Origin of the sequence: Tropicimonas isoalkanivorans (assembly GCF_900112335.1) — a bacterium.
GTDB classification, from domain to species: domain Bacteria; phylum Pseudomonadota; class Alphaproteobacteria; order Rhodobacterales; family Rhodobacteraceae; genus Tropicimonas; species Tropicimonas isoalkanivorans.
The window spans coordinates 20,028-38,198 of record NZ_FOLG01000008.1; the positions used below are offsets into that span (position 1 = coordinate 20,028).

Below are 18,171 nucleotides of genomic sequence, written 5' to 3' on the forward strand. Positions count from 1 at the left end.
TGTCCGGGCTCCGGAGAAATCACATGGAGCACTCGTCCACGTAGGCGTTCGCGCGGTCTTCCATGGCGATGCCGGTGATCTTGTTGGTGTAGATGTCGCCTTCCTTGATCACTTCGCGCACGTAGATGTCCTGGATCGGGTGGTGGTTCGCGGCGAAGGAGAATTTCCCGCGGACGGAGTCGAAATCCGCTTCGGCCAAGGCCGCGCGGAAGGCGTCGGCGTCGGAGACGTCGGCCTTCTCCAAGGCGGAAACCAGCAGGTTCGCGGTGTCGTAGCCCTGCGCGGCGTAGATCGACGGCAGGCGGTCATACTTCTCCTGAAAAGCGGCCACGAAGGCCGCGTTGGCCGGATTGTCGAGATCCTTGGACCATGTCGAGGTGTTACTCACGCCCACGGCGGCCTCGCCGACGGCCTGCAGGATCGCCTGGTCAAAGGAGAATGCCGGTCCCACGACGGGCAGACCGACACCGCTGTCCGCATATTGCTTGAGGAACGAGATCCCCATCCCGCCCGGAAGGAAGAAGAACACGCTGTCGGCGCCACTGGCGCGGATCTGCGCGATCTCGGCGGCATAGTCGGTCTGGCCGAGTTCCGTGTAGATCTCGCCCGCCAGCTCACCGTCGTAGAAGCGTTTGAACCCGTTCAGCGAGTCCTGCCCGGCCGGATAGTTGGGCGCCAGAATGAAGGGCTTGGCGTAGCCCGCCTCCTTGGTGTACGCCCCCGCGGCCTCATGCAGGTTGTCGTTCTGGTAGGAGACGGCGAAGTAGTTCTGATTGCATCCCTTGCCCGCAAGCTGCGCGGGCGCGGCATTGGTCGACAGGTAGAACAGCCCCTGCGCGGTCGCGGCCGGCACGACGGCCATCGCGAGGTTCGACCAGACGATCCCGGTCAGAACATCCACTTTTTCCGACTGGATCATCTTGTCCGTGATCTGCACGGCGACGTCTGGCTTGCGCTGGTCGTCCTCGATGATGACCTCGATGTCGTCCCGGCCGGACTTGTCGAGGGCGAGCATGAACCCGTCGCGCGTGTCGATCCCGAGGCTGGCGCCGCCACCGGACAGCGTCGTTATCATCCCCACCTTCACTTCCGCGCCCGCACTCTGGGCAAGCGCCGCCAGCGCGGCTGCGGTCATCAACGTTTTCATGGACATGCCATCTCTCCCTTTTATGTCTTGCCTGCAAAAATCCACGCCTCGCCGGACGCGACGGCCGACGTTCCCGGAACGGGTCCGGTAGGGATAGCCCAATCTGAAAATATGTAAATCGCCGCGACGCATGTGGTGCCCGAGGTTTCGCCACCCTTGCCTCACCCCGGCGGGTGGGAAAACGACGGTTTCGCTCCCCAAGGCACCCGCGCAGGCGACCCGGCGTTGACGTGCATCATGGCGGTAACGGGCGCGAGGTGAGACACTTGCAATCGGGAGGACGTCGACATGCTTGGGACGATCGGCAAGGAGTCCGCGAGGACTCGAGGTGCGTCTCTTCCCGATCCGGAGAAGACGCGGAAGTCATTTACCTGGGACATCGCTGAGGCCATGCTGGATGGCCTGCCGGGAGGCGGCCTGAACATCGCGTACGAGGCGCTCGACAGGCACGTGGCCGCCGGACACGGTGCGCAGGTCGCGATCCGATGGCTCGGCAAGGGCGACGATCGCAGGGACTTCACCTATGGCGATCTCGCGGAGCAGACATCGCGCTTTGCGCAGGTTCTGAAAATGCACGGCCTGAATCGTGGCGACAGCGTTTTCGCGTTGATGGGCCGGATCCCGGAGCTTTACGTTGCGGCCCTCGGAACGCTCAAGGCCGGCCTGGTGTTCACGCCGCTCTTTTCCGCCTTCGGGCCGGAGCCGATCCGCACCCGCATGGAGATCGGCAGCGCGCGGGTTCTGGTGACCACCGAAACGCTCTACCGCCGGAAGATCGCCAAGTGGCGCGACGAGATCCCGTCGCTGGAACTGGTGCTGATCGTCGGAGAGACTGCGCCGGATGGCTGCACGGCACTCGCCGCGGCGATGGCGGCGGCGGAGCCGGTCATGGACGTGGCCCGGACCCAGCCGGAAGACCCCGCGCTCATTCACTTCACCTCCGGCACAACCGGCAAGCCCAAGGGCGCGGTACATGTGCACAACGCAGTGCTTTACCACGCAATTTCTGGGCGTTACGCGCTGGAGTTGACACCGGAGACGATCTACTGGTGCACCGCCGATCCCGGATGGGTGACGGGCACCTCCTACGGAATCATCTCGCCACTGGTGAACCGGGTAACGATGATCGTGGACGAAGCGGAGTTCGATCTGGACCGCTGGTATTCCACCATCGAACGCGAAAAGGTCGAGGTCTGGTATTCGGCGCCCACCGCAATTCGCATGATGATGCGGGCGGGCGCGGAAGCGGCGGCCCCTTACGATTTCTCCAGCCTCCGCTTCCTTGCCTCCGTCGGCGAGCCGCTGAACCCCGAGGCCGTCGTGTGGTCCAATCGGGTCTTCGGCCGGCCCTTCCACGACAACTGGTGGCAGACCGAAACCGGCGGCATCATGATCGCCAACCTCGCCGCGCAGGACGTGCGCCCCGGCTCGATGGGCAAGCCGATGCCGGGGATCGAGGCGGGCATTGTGAAACGCACCGATGGCGGCGTGGCGGAACTCGGCAACGGCGACATCGGCGAACTGGCGCTGCGGCCCGGCTGGCCGTCGATGATGCGTACCTACCTGCACGAGCAGGCGCGCTACGACAAATGCTTCGTTAATGGCTGGTACCTGTCTGGCGACCTCGCGATGCGGGACACGGACGGCTACTATTGGTTCGTGGGCCGCGCCGACGACCTCATCAAGACGTCTGGCCACCTCGTCGGCCCGTTCGAGGTGGAAAACGCGCTGATCGAACACGAGGCCGTTGCCGAGGCCGGAGTGATCGGCGTGCCGGACGAGACCGCAGGCGAGGTCATCAAGGCTTACGTGACCCTCGTGCCCGGTTTTGCGCCCAGTGAGGAGCTCGAACGCTCGATCCGCGGCCACGCCCGCAAGAAGCTCGGGCCCGCCGTCGCGCCGCGCGAAATCGTCTTCCGCAACACCCTGCCCAAGACCCGTTCGGGCAAGATCATGCGTCGCCTTCTGAAGGCGCGCGAACTGGGCCTGCCCGAAGGAGATATTTCAACCCTGGAGACCGACGAGACATGACCGTGATCGACAAACCGCATCTCACGCGCGACCACGTCCTGTCGCTCCTGACAGGCATGATCCGCATCGGGAAGTTCGAGGACAAATGCGCCGAGCTGTACCAGCAGGAAAAGATCCGCGGCTTCCTTCATCTTTATGACGGCGAGGAGGCCATCGCTGCCGGGGTGATCCCCGTTCTTCGCAGGGATGACAAGATCGTCGCCACCTACCGCGAGCACGGCCAGGCGCTGGCGCGCGGGGTACCGATGACATGCGTCATGGCGGAGATGTACGGCAAGGCCGAGGGCTGCTCCGGCGGGCGGGGCGGCTCGATGCACATCTTCGACAAGGCAGCCAACTTCTACGGCGGCAACGCCATCGTAGGCGGCGGCCTGCCGCTGGCCGTGGGCATCGCCCTGGCCGACCACATGCGCGGAGAGACGCACGTCACCGCCTGCTTCTTCGGGGACGGCGCGGTGGCGGAGGGGGAGTTTCACGAATCCATGAACCTCGCCGCGCTGTGGAACCTGCCGGTGCTGTTCGTCTGCGAAAACAACGGCTACGCCATGGGCACCGCGCTCGACCGCTACGAATCCGAGACGGACATTCACCAGAAGGCGGCCTCCTACAAGATGGAAAGCCGGATCGTGGACGGGATGGACGTGGTCGCCGTGGAAGCGGCGGCACGTGCGGCGGTCCAGCATATCCGTGAGTTCGGACGGCCCGTGTTCCTGGAATGCCGGACCTACAGATTCCGCCCGCATTCGATGTTCGACGCCCAACTCTATCGCAGCAAGGACGAGATCGAGGCCTGGCGCAAGCGCGGCCCGATTGTCCGGTTCCAGTCCTGGCTGCTGGCAAACCACCTGCTGCACGAGGAAGACATCGCCCGAATCGAGACCGAGGTGGACGCGGAGATCGCCGAAGCCGTGGCCTTCGCGGAAGCCGGCACCTGGGAGCCCGAGGCGGACCTGCTCAAGCACACGATGGCCGAGCCCCTGCCCGACCCGGCACCAACGACGCCTTCGGGCGAGACTGTGGAGACGACCTACCGCGAAGCCGCCAAGCAAGGCATTCGCGACGCGGTGCAACGCGACCCGCGGACGTTCCTCATGGGCGAGGACGTGGGCGCCTATGGCGGGTGCTATGCCGTTTCCAAGGGGCTGATGGCGGAGTTCGGCGAGGATCGTATCCGCGACACCCCGCTCTCGGAATCCGGCTACACCGGAGCGGGCATCGGGGCGGCAGCCAACGGGATGCGGCCGATCGTCGAGGTGATGACGGTCAACTTCTCGCTGCTGGCGCTCGACCAGATCCTCAATACCGCCGCCACCATCCGCCACATGTCCGGCGGGCAGCTCGGCGTGCCGGTGGTGATCCGCATGGCGACCGGCGCCGGCAAGCAACTCGCCGCGCAGCATTCGCATTCGCTTGAAGGATGGTTCGCCCACATCCCCGGCCTGAAGGTCCTCGCACCGGCAACGCTGGAGGACGCGCGCGGCATGCTCTGGACAGCGCTGGAGGACCCGGACCCGGTGCTGATCTTCGAGAACGTCATGCTCTACAACCGGACCGGCCTGCTCGACACCAACGCTGGGCCGGTGAACATCTCGAAGGCCGCCATCCGGCGCGCCGGCACGGATGTCACGCTCATCACCTATGGCGGGTCGCTCTACAAGACGTTGGAAGCGGCCGAAACAATGGCGAAGGAGGGCATCGACGCGGAAGTGATCGACCTGCGGGTGCTGCGCCCGTTGGACGACGCGACGATCATGGCCTCGCTCGGCAAGACGCGCCGCGCGGTGATCGTGGACGAGGGCTGGAAATCCGGCTCGCTATCCGCCGAACTCGCGGCCCGCATCCAGAAACAGGTCTTCTGGCACATGGACGCGCCGGTCGAGAGGGTCTGCTCCGCAGAGGTGCCGATCCCCTACCCCGCCCATCTGGAACAGGCCGCGATCCCACAAGTTGCGCAGATCGTTGTGGCGGCCAAAGCCACGCTGGGACGGAGGTGAGCCATGGGTGTTTTCCAGATGCCCTCGCTGGGCGCCGACATGGAAGCGGGAACGCTGGTCGAATGGCTCGTGAAGCCGGGCGACACGGTGCATCGCGGCGACATCGTCGCGGTGGTCGAAACGCAGAAGGGCGCCATTGAGGTTGAAATCTTCGAGGACGGTGTCGTCCAATCTCTCGATGCCGATCTTGGCACCAAGCTTCCCGTCGGCGCGCGATTGGCAACGATCGGAGCCGCGGGCGAGGTTGCGCCGACCGCTGCTCCTCCCCCGGCCCCAACGGAGCGTCCTCCAGTCACTGCGGAACCGGACCAGCCACTGCCGCCTGAAGCACCGCCCGCGCCGTCTGTCACCGATGCCGGCGCCTCGCCAGCCGCGCGAAAGCTCGCCGCAGAGCGCGCCATCGACTTGTCCGGCATCGTCGGCAGCGGACCGGATGGGGCCGTGATGCTCAAAGACCTCGCACCTGCCAAACCCGAAGCGCCCAAGGCTCCCAAATCCGCCCGTCCCCTTGGGGCCATGGTGGAGATGCGCAAGGCCATCGCCGCGGCGATGCAACGCTCCAAACGGGAGATACCGCATTTCCAGCTCAGCCAGCTTGTCGACGTCCAGCACGCGATGGACTGGCTGGCGGATCACAACGCCGACCGGCCGCCTTCCGAGCGCCTTCTGCTGGGCGCGCTCTTCATGAAGGCAGCAGCGCGGGCCGCCGCCGACGTGCGGGAGATGAACGGGCACTACAAAGAGAGCGGTTTCGTTCCCGCCAGCCGCGTCAATCTCGGCGTCGCAGTTGCCCTGCGGGGGGGTGGGCTCATCGCTCCGGCGATCCCCCAGGCCGATACACTATCCCTCGATCAGTTGATGGCGGCGATGAAGGACCTCGTGGCCCGCGCCCGCGCCATGCGGTTGCGATCCTCCGAGTTGACGAGCGGCACGATCACCGTCTCCAGCCTCGGCGAAAAAGGCGCCGACACCATGGCGGGGATCATCTTCCCGCCCCAGGTCGCGCTTCTTGCTATCGGCGCGCCGAAACTGCGGCCCTGGGTCGTCGACCGCGACATCGTTGCCCGACACGTCGTGTCCTTCACCCTATCCGCCGATCACCGGGTGAGCGACGGGCGTCAAGCCACGCGGTTCCTGTCCGCCGTCGACACCTACCTGCAAGAACCGGAGGCATTATGACCCACGACGACGCGAGAGCGACCTTCATCGAGGAACTCGTCAAGGTCGCACCGGATCTGGACCCGGAGGAGATTGGCGACCACGACCATATCCAGGATGACCTGCAACTCGATTCGATGGACGTGCTGAATCTGGTGACCGCCCTGCACACCCGTTTCGGCATCGAAATACCCGAGGCCGACTACGAACAGATCGCTACGCCGGCTCTGGCGGCCGCCTACCTTGTGGCTCACACCGCAAAGTTGGCGGGTGAACCGGCACATCCGATCTCGTAGGACGAGCGGACTCTGCCTGAGACCACGCCGCCCGCTTAAAACACGCCGGTCGGGGCGACGGATCCGAGCCGGTGAACTTTTCTCAACGATTTTCGTCTCAAGGCGGCTTGCAACGCCCGGCTTGCTTGGCTAGTAACCGCGTCACGCCACGTTGGTCCGTTCGTCTATCGGTTAGGACGCCAGGTTTTCAACCTGGAAAGAGGGGTTCGATTCCCCTACGGACTGCCATATCTCCCCGCCCACTACGTCTTATTCCGCGTCGCGCGCCCTTGCGTCAGAAACTACCAGGCCGTGCCGCCGCAAGCGCTGGTCGGGACGTACAGAAGACGAGGCACCTGAGTCGGGATACCGTCAGTTAAGAAGCAATTTAGGCTGTGGGGCGAGAGCCGGCACGTCGGCTCCGGCGGAGAGGCCGCCGGCCAGTGCCGGCACTGTCCACATCGCTGCCGAAGCCCCCGATTTGGATGGTCCGGTTGCGTAGGAAAGATCTGCGAAGTCATGATCCTGCACGGGCTGAACCCTGTTGCGGACAGAAGGCGACGCCTCGATCTGGATCGAAACGAATTGCCTGGTACCGCTCCAACACGCTCCGTGATCGATAGGCAGAGATCCGTTGACGTTGACCAGACACTTAGGGGCGGTTTGGGCACACAGATCCGGAAGTGCCTTGCAAACGCTGACCCGCGCTCGGGACGGGAAGGCGCACCTGCCCCACCCTGAGCTCTGACGCTTGAACGCCTGTAACCAGAGGGGGACGTCGCGGGTGTATTTCCCAGAAGTCGTTACGGTTTTGGCGGGTCTGCGGTCTTCGCATCTCGGTCATGGTTCATGCGGCAGGCCTATTCCCATCTTCGGAGATAACTTGAGCCGTTTCGGTGGTGGCCGCATGCGAGAGGCGTGTCAGAAGGACTCCGGTCTCGGTAAACGGGATTCCATGCTAAACGCGCGGCACCAAATATCTGCGCCTTCTCAAAAATGCACTTGATGCCCCCACCAGGTTTCGAGACGAAACGACAGCGCCCGGCTACCGCCCATCTTCGCTGTCCATGCTGCCTCACTCCCGCAGCCGGTCCAATTCAACGACCGTACACCGCCCGCGTCCGGCACGCTTGGACGCGTAGAGCGCACCGTCGACGTCTTCCAACAACTGGTCGATTGACGCGCCGGGACGTATCTCGCTGGTCGTAAGGCCGACGCTGGCAGAGATCCTGCACATCTTGCCGTTGTAGGGAATCGGCCGCTCCAACGAAGAAATGATCCGATGGGCGATTTCGTGAAGCTGGGAGACGTCGGCAAGGTCTCTGAGAATCAGGACGAATTCGTCGCCTCCAGCGCGCGCGACCGTGTCCTCCCGCCGTGTCTCCGAGACCAGCACGCGGGCCACCGACTGAAGCACCTCGTCCCCCGCCGCGTGGCCGTAGGTGTCATTGACCTGTTTGAAATAATCGAGATCGACATGCAGGAGGCCGAACGGAATTCGGGCGGACCTGAGTTGCATCAGGACGTGGTTCATCGCCCGACGGTTTTTCAGTCCGGTCAGGGTGTCGGTGAAAGCCTGCTCCTCCGCCGCGACCTTGGCACTGCGAAGCCTCTGGTTCAGTTTTTTAGACTCCGCCATTGCCGCCGATTTCGCCTCGACAAGATACAGCATTTCCACCGCCAGGTCGGTCTCCGCGAAGTCCTTGGCGGAAAGGTCATAGGTTTCGACCGCCTCTAAGACCGAAATTCCGAAGGACAGGTTTGCCAGCAGCCCCGCCTCCGGACCCAGATGCACGGCCAGGCCCTTGAAGCTCCCCCGGGCGCCTTTACGAAACGCTGTGGAAAATCTGCCACCGTCGCGGTTGGGCAGCTCGGTCACGTTTTGAATCCCCGTTGGCCGGCGCAGTTCGAAGACCTCCAAAAACGCGCGCCCGATCAACTCTCCCCGCGGCCTGAGGCGCAGCCATGTCGGCCCCACCCGCCGGATCAGGCCGTCCGCTGCCACGATGACATGCATCGGCATAAACCTGTCGAGCGCCTCAAAACCGAGAGGGAGTGTCCCGGCCTCAGCTTCCTCCGGCTCTCGCCCCCCCGGCGTCCCGGCCGGTCGCGTCGGCGGCGCCCTCATCCCTGAACCTCCAGCCGCCGCGGAGACAGCGAGAAACTGCGGCCCTCGGCAAAAGCGGTATCCAACAGTCCGATATCGATCGCGATGTCACCGGTGCAGCATTCCCTCAGTTCCAGGAGCACCAGCGCGCCGTAGTCGTCCGCCATCGCCCTCAGGATGCCCAGCAGGACGTAGGCAACTTTGGCATTCCGCCCGCTCACGTGAAGCGTGTAGGTGCCGGTGCCGTCATCCAAAAGCGCGAGGGTCGGCAATTCAAGATCACATACCGCCAGCCGCGCACGGTCCGGCAGGTCTTCAAGCGAATGCAGGAAATCCACGAACGTGTCGCCCCCGAAGCGCATTAGCCGGCGGATCGACTCCTTGTTGGGGTTACTCACCAGATATGTGCCGACGTCCTCCAGCAGCATATCCTTCGGTTTGTTCAACTGTCGGACCACCGCGGCCATAAAGGCATCGCTCAGGCCGTCGTCATAGACGAGCAGCGATTCGAACCCCTCGGGACCCACGCCTATCGACGTGGCAATCGAGTGCCAGGTCTCGATTCCATAAGTGTCCTGAACAAAACATTGAATGGAACGATTGACCAACCCGTGCATGCCCACACTCCTTGGCCGGAAGGCTAGAGCGCGACACTTAAGAAAGGGAAAACGCGGACCGGTTTGCTTCGGGCGCCGTCCTCAGGCGAGCCCGAGCCAGGCCGGAAGATGGCCGATATCTGCAAGCACCTCTTCGGCATGCGGGGCCAATTCCGCGCGCGACGCGGGGCCGGTGAGAACCCCCAGCGTCGGCATCCCGGCGGCGCGGCCGGCCAGAAGATCGTGCGTGCTGTCGCCGATCATAACGATCTCCGCCGGAGCCAGCCCGACATGCGCGGCAAAGGCCAGACATTGCCCGGGGCCGGGCTTCGCCCCGTGGCCACTGTCCGCGCCGATCACGATCTCGAAAGCGTCTTTCAGTCCAAGACCACCGAGTTGCTCCGTCGCTGCGAGTTCCGCATCGTTGGTGGCAACGCCCAGCACCATTCCCGCATCGCGCAGGTGGCGCAGAAGCGGGGCCAGCGGAACGGCTTCAACCGGGGCAACGTCCAGCGAACTTTGCACGATCCGGTCCACGAGGGCGGCATGGCTCATGTGCGGCAGGCTGGGCAACATCGTCGCCGCGGCCTCGTCCACGGTGCCGGCGATCACTGGGCTGTCCGGATAGAACCGCGCCGCGGCCCGGTCGAGGCGCACCCGGTCGGACAAGGCATCAGCCAGCGCCGCATCGCCGGACGCAAGATCCAACATCAGGTTTGCGGCCCACGGCCCCCAGGTGTCCTGGAAATCGAAAAGGGTGCCATCCTTGTCGAAGAGGAGCCCGCGAATGTCCGGCATGAACGCCCCCTTATCTCGTCGCGATTGACCCTCGGTGCGGGGTCAGGTCCAGTTCGGAAGGCTGCCGCCCGGGAGCGCCTGGCGCGCCGCAAGGGGAACCTCGTATGCGATTCCGGCGCTATCGCAGAAGGCCACGACCCACGCGTCGTCCATGGTGACGAAGTCGAGCACGGCAGCCAGAAAGTCCGGATCCCCTGCCCGGGTTTTCAAGTCGGTTAACGAGGTCCCGCTCGCGCCGAGGAAGACCGGCAACAATTCGTCATTGCCCGTGACCCACGCAAGCGCCTGTAAACCAATGGTTTCAGCAGATTCCTGCCGCACACGCGCCTCCGCCCGGAATTCTGAAAGGTTATCTTAACCAATCTCAACAATGACTGTTGATCACAAGGGCTTTTGGGGGCCTTTTGACAGGAGATTGGCGCAATGCCCGGACGGATTCTGGTCGTCGACGACGTTGCCACCAACAGAATTGTTCTCAAGGTGAAACTCACCAACGCCTGTTATGAAGTGCTTCAGGCGGGGAGCGGTGAGGAAGCGCTGCGCCTGGCCGTGGCCGAGCGTCCGGACCTCATCCTGATGGACATGTCCCTGCCGGACATCGACGGCCTCGACCTCTGCCGCCGCATGAAAGCCGACCGGCGGACCGCCGACATTCCCGTTATCATCCTGACGGCTCAGCGCGACACGCCGGCGAAGTTGGCGGCGTTGCAGGCGGGCGCCGAGGAATTCCTGTCGAAACCTTTCGACGACATGGCCCTGCTCGCCCGGGTGCGGAGCCTTCTGCGGGCGCGCAGCATCGCGGCCGAACTCGCCCTTCGTGAAGGCACCTGCCAGGCGCTCGGGTTCGCCGAAGCCGCCGGGATGTTCCTTCCGGCGGGGCGAATTTGCCTGGTGGCGGAATCCGGGGCCGAGGCGATCAGCTGGAAGACCCGGCTCCAGGAGCGGCTGAACGATACGGTGGAGCTGCGCAATCGGGAGGCCGCGCTCAACCACGCCGAACCGACGCCGGACCTGTTCGTCGTCACGGCGGACCTGGGGACCCCGGGCGGTGGGCTGATGCTGCTGTCGGAGCTGCGGTCCCGGCCCGAGAGCCGCCATGCGGCCATCGTCGTCCTGGTGCCGCCCACCGCCCAGCATCACGCCGCCATGGCGCTGGACCTCGGCGCGTCGGACGTCATCAGCATGCCGCTCGACATGGACGAACTGGAACTGAGGCTCAAGTCGATGCTGGCCCGCAAGCGCCAGTCTGACCGGCTGCGCAGCAAGCTGCGGGACGGACTGCAAATGGCGGTCACCGACCCACTGACAGGGCTCTACAACCGCCGCTACGCGCTGTCCCACCTCGACCGGATCTGCGAGCGGGCGCGGGAGACGGAGCGCTGTTTCGCCGCCATGATGATCGACCTTGATGCGTTCAAGGCGGTGAATGACACCCATGGCCACGCGGCGGGCGACGCCGTACTTAAATCCGTCGCGGATACGTTGCAGGCCAATCTCAGAACCGTGGATCTGGTCGCACGGATGGGCGGGGAGGAGTTTCTGGTGGTCATGCCGGACATCGAACCCGACGCCGCCGTGAGCGCCGCGGAACGCCTTCGCACCGCTATCGCGGAAACGCCGGTCGACATCCCGCCTCGGATGGGGCACCCCCTGCCCGCCCAGCATATGCAGACAGCGTCCATCGGCCTGATCGTGAACGGCACAGACCCGACGGAGCGCGCCGTCACCGTGACCGCTCTGCTCGATGCGGCCGACGCCGCGCTTTACGAGGCAAAGGGGAGCGGGCGAGACCGCGTTGTGTTGGGGGCCGTAACCGCCCCCACCGCCCGGCCGTCAGGCGGCCTGCGAAGCTTTGAGATCGACGAGACACCGGTCGTCGCAAGCTGGCGCTGACGCATCGCCCTCACGGCTGCCGTTCCGGGGCCATTCCGTCCTCCCGGCGGCCATGGTTACGAAAGCGTCCATGAAACCGCAGTCCCTGTTCAAGCCTGTCGGCAAAGGCCCGGCGTGCCTCCACCGGCATGGCCGCGAGTTGCCGGGCAAGCTCCTCCTGACCCAAGGCCCTGCCCCGCGCCGCGATTTCGGCTTGGCGCTCCACGAGACTTTCGAACCGCTCCTGATCGAACGTCTCCTCCCGCAGCAGGTCCAGCGTCTCCGAAAATGCGGCTCTCCAGGCCTGACGCCCTTCCGCAAGTTCTCCCCGCCGTGCCTGCGCAGCCTCGCGGAGCGCCTGTCGCTTATCGTCATCCAGCGCACGCAGGAACGGTCCCAACCCGAGCTCCCGGGAGAGCCGCTCCGGCTGGTCGTCATGAACCCCCTTCAGCATAGCCCCCGCAACGATGCCGGCCACTGCGAGGTTCAGAGCCAGCGACGCGAAGAGAAGCACCCGCATCCAGATGCGGCGGCGGGGGGCCGGAGGGCCGGAGGGCGGTGACGTGCTCTCTGTCATCTCAAGAAGCTCCTTCGGATCATCCGTCCGCCAGAAGGAAGTCGATGTCCGGCAGCGAGGACCCCATCGTCAGGTCGTAGCCACCATCGAAAACCTGCGACGTCAGGCCCTCAACCGAGTTTGGCGGATTGTAACCGATCCAGATGCCCACCGCAGCCGCTGTCGCCAAACCTGCCACGGCCGGCCATCCCCCAATGGCGTCCACGATGTGCCGCCAAGCTGGGCGGCGCACGGGCGCCGGACGCGGGACCGTCACAGCGGTCGTTTCCTGAAGCGCATAGGCATCCGCCAGAACCCGCGACAGGAGTTGCGGCGAGGGGGGTGCCGTCTCGTCCCGCGCAGCCGTGAAGAAGGCTTCCAGCTCGCGGTCGGTAAAGTCGTCTCGGTCACGTGCCATCACTCAACCCCAGTTCTGCGCGCCGTCCGATAAGACGGGTGGCCAACGCGCGTTTGCCTCGGGCAGTCAGGCTTTCGACCGCCTCCACGCCGATATCCATCACGGCAGCGATCTGCGGGTTCGACAACCCTTCCAGATGCCTCAAAACCACGGCCTGCCTCTGCCGCTCCGGCAGGTCCTCCAAGGCCGCTTGCAGGGCCGCCGCCCGTTCGGCCTCCTCCAGACGCGTTTCGATGCCCGGATCGTCGTCGGGCGGCTCCACCCCCGCGCCAAAGACGTCGTCCAGCCCCAGCCCGCGGCGGCGGCGCAGCCGGTCGGTGCAGAGGTTGCTCGCCACCCGGTAGAGCCAGGTCGAAACCTGCGCCTCGCCCGTCCGCCAGTCCGGGGCAATCTTCCACAGCTTGAGCATCGCCTCCTGCGCCACGTCCTCGGCCTCCCCCACATCGCCCAGCATCCTTTGGGCCAGCGACAGCACCCGCGGTGTCAGACGCAAAGTGAGGATGCGCGCTGCCGCCCGGTCGCCACGCGCGTAGAGAGCCAGGAGGGCTTCGTCCGATCGATCGGCTTCGGCATCGAGCGCCATGGTCATGATGTCCGTGGCCTAGCTCCGTTCTTCCTCCCGACGCAAGAGCGCCGGTATTCGGACCGTGGTAAACGCACATGCGAAATCCACCTCGGTCCACCCGTTTCAGTTCCGCCAGAACGACCGCTGCCCACCGTTCCAGCCGCCATTTCGCTGCCCGGCACGTGGCCGAATCCGGTCGGCCGCGGCTGCGTATTCCGCTGCGCTGATCGCGCCATCCCGGTCGGTATCGGCCCAGGCCATGAAACGGTCGCCCGGCGCGCCGGAGCGGTTGCGGCCAATTGCGGCTGTCATCTCGGACCGGCCGATCGCCCCGTCGCCGTTGCTATCGAAACGCGACAGCATGACGTCGGCCCGTGCCGGGTTGCGGGTGCTTCGCGCCTGTCCGAGCGAGGCGGCCAGTTCCGCCGCGTCGATCTTGCCGTCGCCGTTGCGGTCAGCAGCCCTGAAGCGCGCGGCGGCCATCGCGGCCGGCATCGCCTGCATCTCGGCCCGGGTCAGTTTGCCATCTCCGTCGGCATCAAGCTCGGAAAAACTTGGCCGGTTGAGTGGCCCCTGCCCGCCGCCGATTGCATCCGCCGTATCGGCGACCATCAGACCCGCGGCGATGGCGGTCGTAAGCAGAATAATGCGCGTCATCTCGTGTATCCCTGGCTTCATGTTGCAATTGCCGGCGCAATGGCGCCTTGTGATGTTCGTTTCACGGGCGCGGCCCGGTTTTCCGTCGGCAGCGGCCAGTTTTTTTCTCTCCCGCAATCGCGACATCCCGACGCACGGACAACGGGCGGGGTCGTGCCCTGGCGGAAAGCTGGCATCCTGTGCCGCGCGAACAGGTGACGGCCCCGAGGGCCGCGAAACAAATGGAGGCGGGCATGACATACCCGGACATCGGGAGCCCCGAGGATGGGGACTGGGACGAGCGCCCACTGAAACCGGCGCTGCGGCGCGGCTGGCGGCGGCGCTGCCCGAATTGCGGCAACGGGCCGTTGTTCGCGGGATACCTCAAGGTCGCGGATCACTGCCCGGTCTGCGAGGAGCCGTTCCACTTTCAGCGGGCGGACGACGGGCCGGCGTATCTGACCATTCTCATTGTCGGGCACGCGATGGTTCCGCTCATCATGCTGTTCTACGAGGTCCTGCACCTGGACCCGCTCATCATGGCGAGCGCGCTCACGGTCATATGCGTCGCGCTGTCTCTGTACCTGCTGCCGCGAATCAAGGGCGCCTTCGTCGCGTTGCAATGGTCGCGACGGATGCACGGGTTCGGCGGGCCCGATGACCGTGCCGAGCGCTGAGGCATGAGCGATACTCCGGCGATCCGCGATGCCTCCACGGTCATCCTGTGGCGCGGCGGCACGCGTGGGCCGGAAGTTCTGATGGGCCAGCGCGGATCGCGCGCTGTCTTCATGCCCAACAAGTTCGTCTTTCCCGGCGGCGCAATCGACGCGGCCGACGCCGAGGTGAGGCTTGCCGGCCAGCCGGACGACGCCTGCCTGCGGCGGCTTGCGCTAGAGGCCGCGCCCGGCCTTGAAAACGCGCTTCTGGCAGGCGCCATACGCGAAGTCTGGGAGGAGACGGGGCTGATCCTCGGCCGTCCCGACGCGTGGGACCCGCCCTCGCCCGACTGGGAGGGCTTCGCCGCCACGGGCCATGCCCCCTCCGCGGCGGGCTTCGCCTTCGTCTTCCGCGCGATCACGCCGCCCGCCCGGCCGCGCCGGTTCGATGCCCGGTTCTTTCTGGTCTCTGCAGAGGCCGTGCAGGGGGACCCCGAGGATTTCAGCCGCGCGTGCGACGAGCTCAGTCACCTCCAATGGGTGCCGCTGAGCGACGTCCGGCAGTTCGATCTGCCCTTCATCACCGAGGTCGTGCTGGGCGAGCTTGCGCCGCTGATCGGCACGGCCGGGCCGCCGGAAAGCGTGCCGATGGTGCGCAACGACGACGTGGTCTCGGGCATTACCCGGCTGCGGTAACGCGGCCAGACACACTCACCTTCACGTGACGAGGACGAGCACGACAAGGCTGGCCATCAGCAGAGAAATTCCCAGCCACTCGCGCCCACTCAGCCGCTCGCGGAAAAAGAGCGCTCCGCCGGCGATGGAGAACAGCAGTTCCACCTGCCCCAGGGCATAGACATAGGTGGCCGTCTGCAAGGCAAAGACGATGAACCAACACAGGCTCCCGGCAAGGCTCGACGCGCCCACGGCGAGGCCGGGACGCCAGGCCGCGAGGACACGGCCGATCTCCGCACGGTCCCGCCAGAGAAACCACAGCAGCATCAGCAGCGACTGGCTCGCCGTCGCAAGCGCCAGCGCCAACGCGGCGCGGAACGCGACCGGTCCGTCTCCGAGCGCCAGCGTCGCGCCACGATAGGCGACGCCTGCCAATGCGAAAAAGGCGCCGCTAGCCAGCCCCAGCCCCATGGAGGGCGACAGGACGCGGCGGAGCATAGGCGTCCCATCCGGCGCGGCCTCCTGGAAGGGATCCGCGAGCACCAGAAGCGCGACGAGACCGAGCAGGAGCGCAGCGAGACCGGACCAGGACACGCCCTCCCCCAGCACCAGCCACCCCACGAGCGCCGTTTGTAGCACTTCGGATTTCTTGAAGGTGATGCCGACCGCGAAGTTGCGCCGGGAGAACAGCGCGACCACGCAGATGGTGGCAAGGATCTGGCCAATCCCGCCGGCCAGGGCAAAGGCCCAGAATGCCGCCGTCAACGGCGGCACGGTCACACCGGAAGCCGCGATCCAGACCGCAACGGCCAGCCCCAGGACCGGCGCGGACCACACGAACCGCGCCCAGGTGGCGCCCGCTGCGGAGAGACCCGCCTGTTTCAAGCGCTTCTGCAGAGCGAAGCGCACCGTCTGAAACAGGGCGGCGGCAAGGGTCGCGGCAATCCAGGTGTCCATGCGGTCCGTCCTGCGCGGGGTCTCGGTCAGTCCAGGCAGATAGTGGCGCGCAGACCGTTCTCCATGATCGCCTCATGGCAGCCGAAAAGGGGCACCTGCGGGGCGCAGGTCCGCGAGCGGGCCAGGCACAGCCCTTCGCAATCGGCGCCGGTGGTGCAGAAGGTGTTGGCGTCCTCCGGCGTCCGGAAGCAGACCCGCGTGGTGCCGCCCGGGCCGGGGGAGAAACGCCCCCCCTCCGCCTCGCAGATGGCGCGTTGTTGCTCCACGAACTCCGGCGTCCCGGGCTCGGCCGTTGGCTCGGGCGGCGTCCGCCCCGGCAGGCAGGCAGCGAGCGTCAGCAACAGGGCGATGGCGAAGCGGATGCGCATGGGGGTCTCCAAGGGCCCGAGTCGGGACACGAAAGAGTGCCGTGCGCCGCCCTGCGGCGCAAGCTGGCGGCTCAGAACGGCATCGGGTGCGTTCGGTGAATCTCGTCGAGCTCCTTCAGCACCTCCTCGGACAGGACCAGATCGCGGCCCTGGAGAATATGCTCCAGTTGGGCGGAGGTCGTGGCGCCGAGGATCACCGAGCCCATGAAGGGCCGCGCCCGGCAGAAGGCGAGCGCCATATGGACAAGGTCCAGCCCATGCGTCTCGGCCACCGAGAGATAGGCCTCCACCGCCTCGTGGGCGCGGGGTGTCACCCGGCCGGCGAGGGTCTCGTTGATCGACATCCGGCTGCCGGCCGGCACCTCTCCGTGCCGGTATTTGCCGGTCAGAAGGCCAGCGGCCAGCGGCGAATACGCCAGGAGCGGCACGTCCTCATTCACGCTGAGTTCGGCCAGATCGGTGTCGAACAGCCGGCAGAGCAGCGAGTATTCGTTCTGGATCGACACCATGCGCGGCCCGCCCGTCTGGCCGGCGAGCCGCAGCCACTCGGCGGTGCCCCAGGCGCTTTCGTTCGACAGGCCGAAATGGCGGATCTTGCCGGCTTTCTGCAAGTCCGCCATCGCCTCCAGCGCTTCGACCATGTGCGCCTCCGTCTCCTCCCGGTTCTGGGTCGAGGGGTCGTAGGTCCAGTTCTGGCGGAAATGGTAGGAGCCGCGATTGGGCCAGTGGAGTTGGTAGATGTCGATCACGTCGGTCTTGAGGCGGCTGAGGGAGGCGTCGGCGGCCTCCACCAGCGTATCGGGGTGGATCCCGCGGCCGTCTCGGACAAAGCCGCCATTGGCGCCGGAGATCTTGGTCGCCAGCACGATATCGTCCCGGCGTCCGGAAGCGGCGATCCACGCGCCGACAATCTCTTCCGTGCGGCCGACCGTCTCGGCGCGTACAGGGTTTACGGGGTACATCTCGGCGGTGTCGATGAAGTCAATGCCGGCATCCAGCGCCATGTCGAGCTGGCGGTGGGCGTCGGCGGCGTCCGTGTTCGTGCCGAAGGTCATGGTGCCGAGGCACAGGTCCGTGACCTCCAGATCGGAGGCTCCGAGGCGTTTGGTTTTCATGTTTGCATCCGTTTTCGCGTTTGCGGCACATTCGCCGAGGCATCCCGGAGGAACAACCCCGAAAGAGCCCGCGGCCCCCGGGGGGCTCCCGCCCGTCGGCGACGCATCGCAGATGCGCCTTCTCCCGTTGGGGGTGGCCGCGCGCTGCGCGCGCGGTGCCTTCGGCGAGGATATTTGCAGACACAAGAAGCCGGGGACTGCGCCCGGCAGACTTGGCGGAGGTACGGGCCTTGAGAACAAATACGGA

19 protein-coding genes and 1 tRNA gene are annotated in these 18,171 nt (G+C 65.8%); 8 read left to right on the top strand and 12 right to left on the bottom strand.

The genetic code is table 11. From position 1 onward, the window contains the following. Positions 1-19: 19 nt before the first annotated feature. Positions 20-1,153, bottom strand: coding sequence for an ABC transporter substrate-binding protein (locus tag BM075_RS13485; protein WP_177208352.1), 1,134 nt, complete (start codon positions 1,151-1,153; stop codon positions 20-22). A gap of 282 nt (positions 1,154-1,435) precedes the next feature. On the opposite strand from BM075_RS13485, the gene acsA reads away from it, so the two are divergent. The 5 genes from acsA (at position 1,436) to BM075_RS13510 (ending at position 6,854) form a co-directional block, all read left to right on the top strand. Continuing rightward, positions 1,436-3,178: an acetate--CoA ligase gene (gene acsA, locus BM075_RS13490; RefSeq protein WP_093361223.1), complete on the top strand. Its 1,743-nt coding sequence runs from the start codon at positions 1,436-1,438 to the stop codon at positions 3,176-3,178. Next, the gene (gene pdhA, locus BM075_RS13495) at positions 3,175-5,172 is read left to right on the top strand and encodes a pyruvate dehydrogenase (acetyl-transferring) E1 component subunit alpha (protein ID WP_093361224.1); all 1,998 of its coding nucleotides are present in this window, start codon (positions 3,175-3,177) and stop codon (positions 5,170-5,172) included. The genes acsA and pdhA overlap by 4 nt, the downstream gene beginning before the upstream one ends. A gap of 3 nt (positions 5,173-5,175) precedes the next feature. After that, the gene (locus BM075_RS13500; protein ID WP_093361225.1) at positions 5,176-6,351 is read left to right on the top strand and encodes a dihydrolipoamide acetyltransferase family protein; all 1,176 of its coding nucleotides are present in this window, start codon (positions 5,176-5,178) and stop codon (positions 6,349-6,351) included. Further along, positions 6,348-6,626: an acyl carrier protein gene (locus tag BM075_RS13505; protein ID WP_093361226.1), complete on the top strand. Its 279-nt coding sequence runs from the start codon at positions 6,348-6,350 to the stop codon at positions 6,624-6,626. The genes BM075_RS13500 and BM075_RS13505 overlap by 4 nt, the downstream gene beginning before the upstream one ends. A 153-nt stretch (positions 6,627-6,779) precedes the next feature. Continuing rightward, a tRNA-Glu gene (locus BM075_RS13510) sits at positions 6,780-6,854 on the top strand. Positions 6,855-7,680: 826 nt separating this feature from the next. Here the strand turns inward: BM075_RS13510 and BM075_RS13515 are convergent. The 4 genes from BM075_RS13515 to BM075_RS13530 all read right to left on the bottom strand — a co-directional run bounded on the left by BM075_RS13515 (position 7,681) and on the right by BM075_RS13530 (position 10,427). After that, positions 7,681-8,733 (bottom strand): GGDEF domain-containing protein, encoded by a 1,053-nt coding sequence (locus tag BM075_RS13515; RefSeq protein ID WP_245758848.1) that lies wholly within the window; start codon positions 8,731-8,733, stop codon positions 7,681-7,683. Continuing rightward, the gene (locus BM075_RS13520; RefSeq protein WP_093361228.1) at positions 8,730-9,329 is read right to left on the bottom strand and encodes a heme NO-binding domain-containing protein; all 600 of its coding nucleotides are present in this window, start codon (positions 9,327-9,329) and stop codon (positions 8,730-8,732) included. The genes BM075_RS13515 and BM075_RS13520 overlap by 4 nt, the downstream gene beginning before the upstream one ends. An 81-nt stretch (positions 9,330-9,410) precedes the next feature. Then, a complete protein-coding gene (locus BM075_RS13525; RefSeq protein WP_093361229.1) occupies positions 9,411-10,106 on the bottom strand; it encodes an HAD family hydrolase in 696 nt (231 codons plus the stop codon). A gap of 42 nt (positions 10,107-10,148) precedes the next feature. After that, positions 10,149-10,427 carry a DUF3572 domain-containing protein gene (locus BM075_RS13530; protein WP_093361230.1) on the bottom strand — a complete coding sequence of 93 codons (279 nt, stop codon included), beginning with the start codon at positions 10,425-10,427 and terminating at the stop codon, positions 10,149-10,151. A gap of 102 nt (positions 10,428-10,529) precedes the next feature. On the opposite strand from BM075_RS13530, the gene BM075_RS13535 reads away from it, so the two are divergent. Beyond that, on the top strand, positions 10,530-11,999 hold the full coding sequence (locus BM075_RS13535) for a diguanylate cyclase (protein ID WP_093361231.1): 1,470 nt from the start codon (positions 10,530-10,532) through the stop codon (positions 11,997-11,999). Positions 12,000-12,009: 10 nt separating this feature from the next. Here the strand turns inward: BM075_RS13535 and BM075_RS13540 are convergent, their stop codons facing one another. From BM075_RS13540 to BM075_RS13555, 4 genes are all read right to left on the bottom strand, one after another. Continuing rightward, positions 12,010-12,555 carry a periplasmic heavy metal sensor gene (locus tag BM075_RS13540; RefSeq protein WP_093361232.1) on the bottom strand — a complete coding sequence of 182 codons (546 nt, stop codon included), beginning with the start codon at positions 12,553-12,555 and terminating at the stop codon, positions 12,010-12,012. Positions 12,556-12,574: 19 nt separating this feature from the next. Beyond that, on the bottom strand, positions 12,575-12,952 hold the full coding sequence (locus BM075_RS13545; RefSeq protein ID WP_093361233.1) for a hypothetical protein: 378 nt from the start codon (positions 12,950-12,952) through the stop codon (positions 12,575-12,577). After that, the gene (locus BM075_RS13550; RefSeq protein WP_093361234.1) at positions 12,942-13,541 is read right to left on the bottom strand and encodes an RNA polymerase sigma factor; all 600 of its coding nucleotides are present in this window, start codon (positions 13,539-13,541) and stop codon (positions 12,942-12,944) included. The genes BM075_RS13545 and BM075_RS13550 overlap by 11 nt, the downstream gene beginning before the upstream one ends. A gap of 99 nt (positions 13,542-13,640) precedes the next feature. Next, entirely contained in the window at positions 13,641-14,174 is a 534-nt protein-coding gene (locus BM075_RS13555; protein WP_177208353.1) for an EF-hand domain-containing protein, read from the bottom strand. Between the two features lie 233 nt (positions 14,175-14,407). On the opposite strand from BM075_RS13555, the gene BM075_RS13560 reads away from it, so the two are divergent. Together BM075_RS13560 and BM075_RS13565 are read left to right on the top strand one after the other, a co-directional pair. Continuing rightward, complete coding sequence (locus BM075_RS13560) at positions 14,408-14,830, top strand: DUF983 domain-containing protein (protein WP_093361236.1); 423 nt, start codon at positions 14,408-14,410, stop codon at positions 14,828-14,830. Between the two features lie 3 nt (positions 14,831-14,833). Then, positions 14,834-15,505, top strand: a complete 672-nt coding sequence (locus tag BM075_RS13565; protein ID WP_093361237.1) for an NUDIX hydrolase — start codon at positions 14,834-14,836, stop codon at positions 15,503-15,505. Between the two features lie 21 nt (positions 15,506-15,526). Here BM075_RS13565 and BM075_RS13570 read toward each other — a convergent pair whose 3' ends face one another. The 3 genes from BM075_RS13570 to BM075_RS13580 form a co-directional block, all read right to left on the bottom strand. Beyond that, positions 15,527-16,441, bottom strand: coding sequence for an EamA family transporter (locus tag BM075_RS13570; RefSeq protein WP_093361238.1), 915 nt, complete (start codon positions 16,439-16,441; stop codon positions 15,527-15,529). 26 nt (positions 16,442-16,467) lie between these two features. Next, positions 16,468-16,809, bottom strand: a complete 342-nt coding sequence (locus BM075_RS13575; RefSeq protein WP_093361239.1) for a hypothetical protein — start codon at positions 16,807-16,809, stop codon at positions 16,468-16,470. Between the two features lie 71 nt (positions 16,810-16,880). Beyond that, a complete protein-coding gene (locus tag BM075_RS13580; RefSeq protein ID WP_093361240.1) occupies positions 16,881-17,924 on the bottom strand; it encodes an aldo/keto reductase in 1,044 nt (347 codons plus the stop codon). Between the last annotated feature and the right edge of the window lie 247 nt (positions 17,925-18,171).

Coding starts and splice junctions, on each gene's coding strand:
- BM075_RS13525 (WP_093361229.1), bottom strand. CDS start 10,106: ATGCCGGACATTCGCGGGCTCCTCTTCGACAAGGATGGCACCCTTTTC.
- BM075_RS13515 (WP_245758848.1), bottom strand. CDS start 8,733: ATGAGGGCGCCGCCGACGCGACCGGCCGGGACGCCGGGGGGGCGAGAG.
- BM075_RS13570 (WP_093361238.1), bottom strand. CDS start 16,441: ATGGACACCTGGATTGCCGCGACCCTTGCCGCCGCCCTGTTTCAGACG.
- BM075_RS13575 (WP_093361239.1), bottom strand. CDS start 16,809: ATGCGCATCCGCTTCGCCATCGCCCTGTTGCTGACGCTCGCTGCCTGC.
- BM075_RS13505 (WP_093361226.1), top strand. CDS start 6,348: ATGACCCACGACGACGCGAGAGCGACCTTCATCGAGGAACTCGTCAAG.
- acsA (WP_093361223.1), top strand. CDS start 1,436: ATGCTTGGGACGATCGGCAAGGAGTCCGCGAGGACTCGAGGTGCGTCT.
- BM075_RS13580 (WP_093361240.1), bottom strand. CDS start 17,924: ATGAAAACCAAACGCCTCGGAGCCTCCGATCTGGAGGTCACGGACCTG.
- BM075_RS13555 (WP_177208353.1), bottom strand. CDS start 14,174: ATGACGCGCATTATTCTGCTTACGACCGCCATCGCCGCGGGTCTGATG.
- BM075_RS13500 (WP_093361225.1), top strand. CDS start 5,176: ATGGGTGTTTTCCAGATGCCCTCGCTGGGCGCCGACATGGAAGCGGGA.
- BM075_RS13540 (WP_093361232.1), bottom strand. CDS start 12,555: ATGACAGAGAGCACGTCACCGCCCTCCGGCCCTCCGGCCCCCCGCCGC.
- BM075_RS13545 (WP_093361233.1), bottom strand. CDS start 12,952: ATGGCACGTGACCGAGACGACTTTACCGACCGCGAGCTGGAAGCCTTC.
- BM075_RS13485 (WP_177208352.1), bottom strand. CDS start 1,153: ATGTCCATGAAAACGTTGATGACCGCAGCCGCGCTGGCGGCGCTTGCC.
- BM075_RS13535 (WP_093361231.1), top strand. CDS start 10,530: ATGCCCGGACGGATTCTGGTCGTCGACGACGTTGCCACCAACAGAATT.
- BM075_RS13560 (WP_093361236.1), top strand. CDS start 14,408: ATGACATACCCGGACATCGGGAGCCCCGAGGATGGGGACTGGGACGAG.
- BM075_RS13520 (WP_093361228.1), bottom strand. CDS start 9,329: ATGCACGGGTTGGTCAATCGTTCCATTCAATGTTTTGTTCAGGACACT.
- BM075_RS13565 (WP_093361237.1), top strand. CDS start 14,834: ATGAGCGATACTCCGGCGATCCGCGATGCCTCCACGGTCATCCTGTGG.
- BM075_RS13550 (WP_093361234.1), bottom strand. CDS start 13,541: ATGACCATGGCGCTCGATGCCGAAGCCGATCGATCGGACGAAGCCCTC.
- pdhA (WP_093361224.1), top strand. CDS start 3,175: ATGACCGTGATCGACAAACCGCATCTCACGCGCGACCACGTCCTGTCG.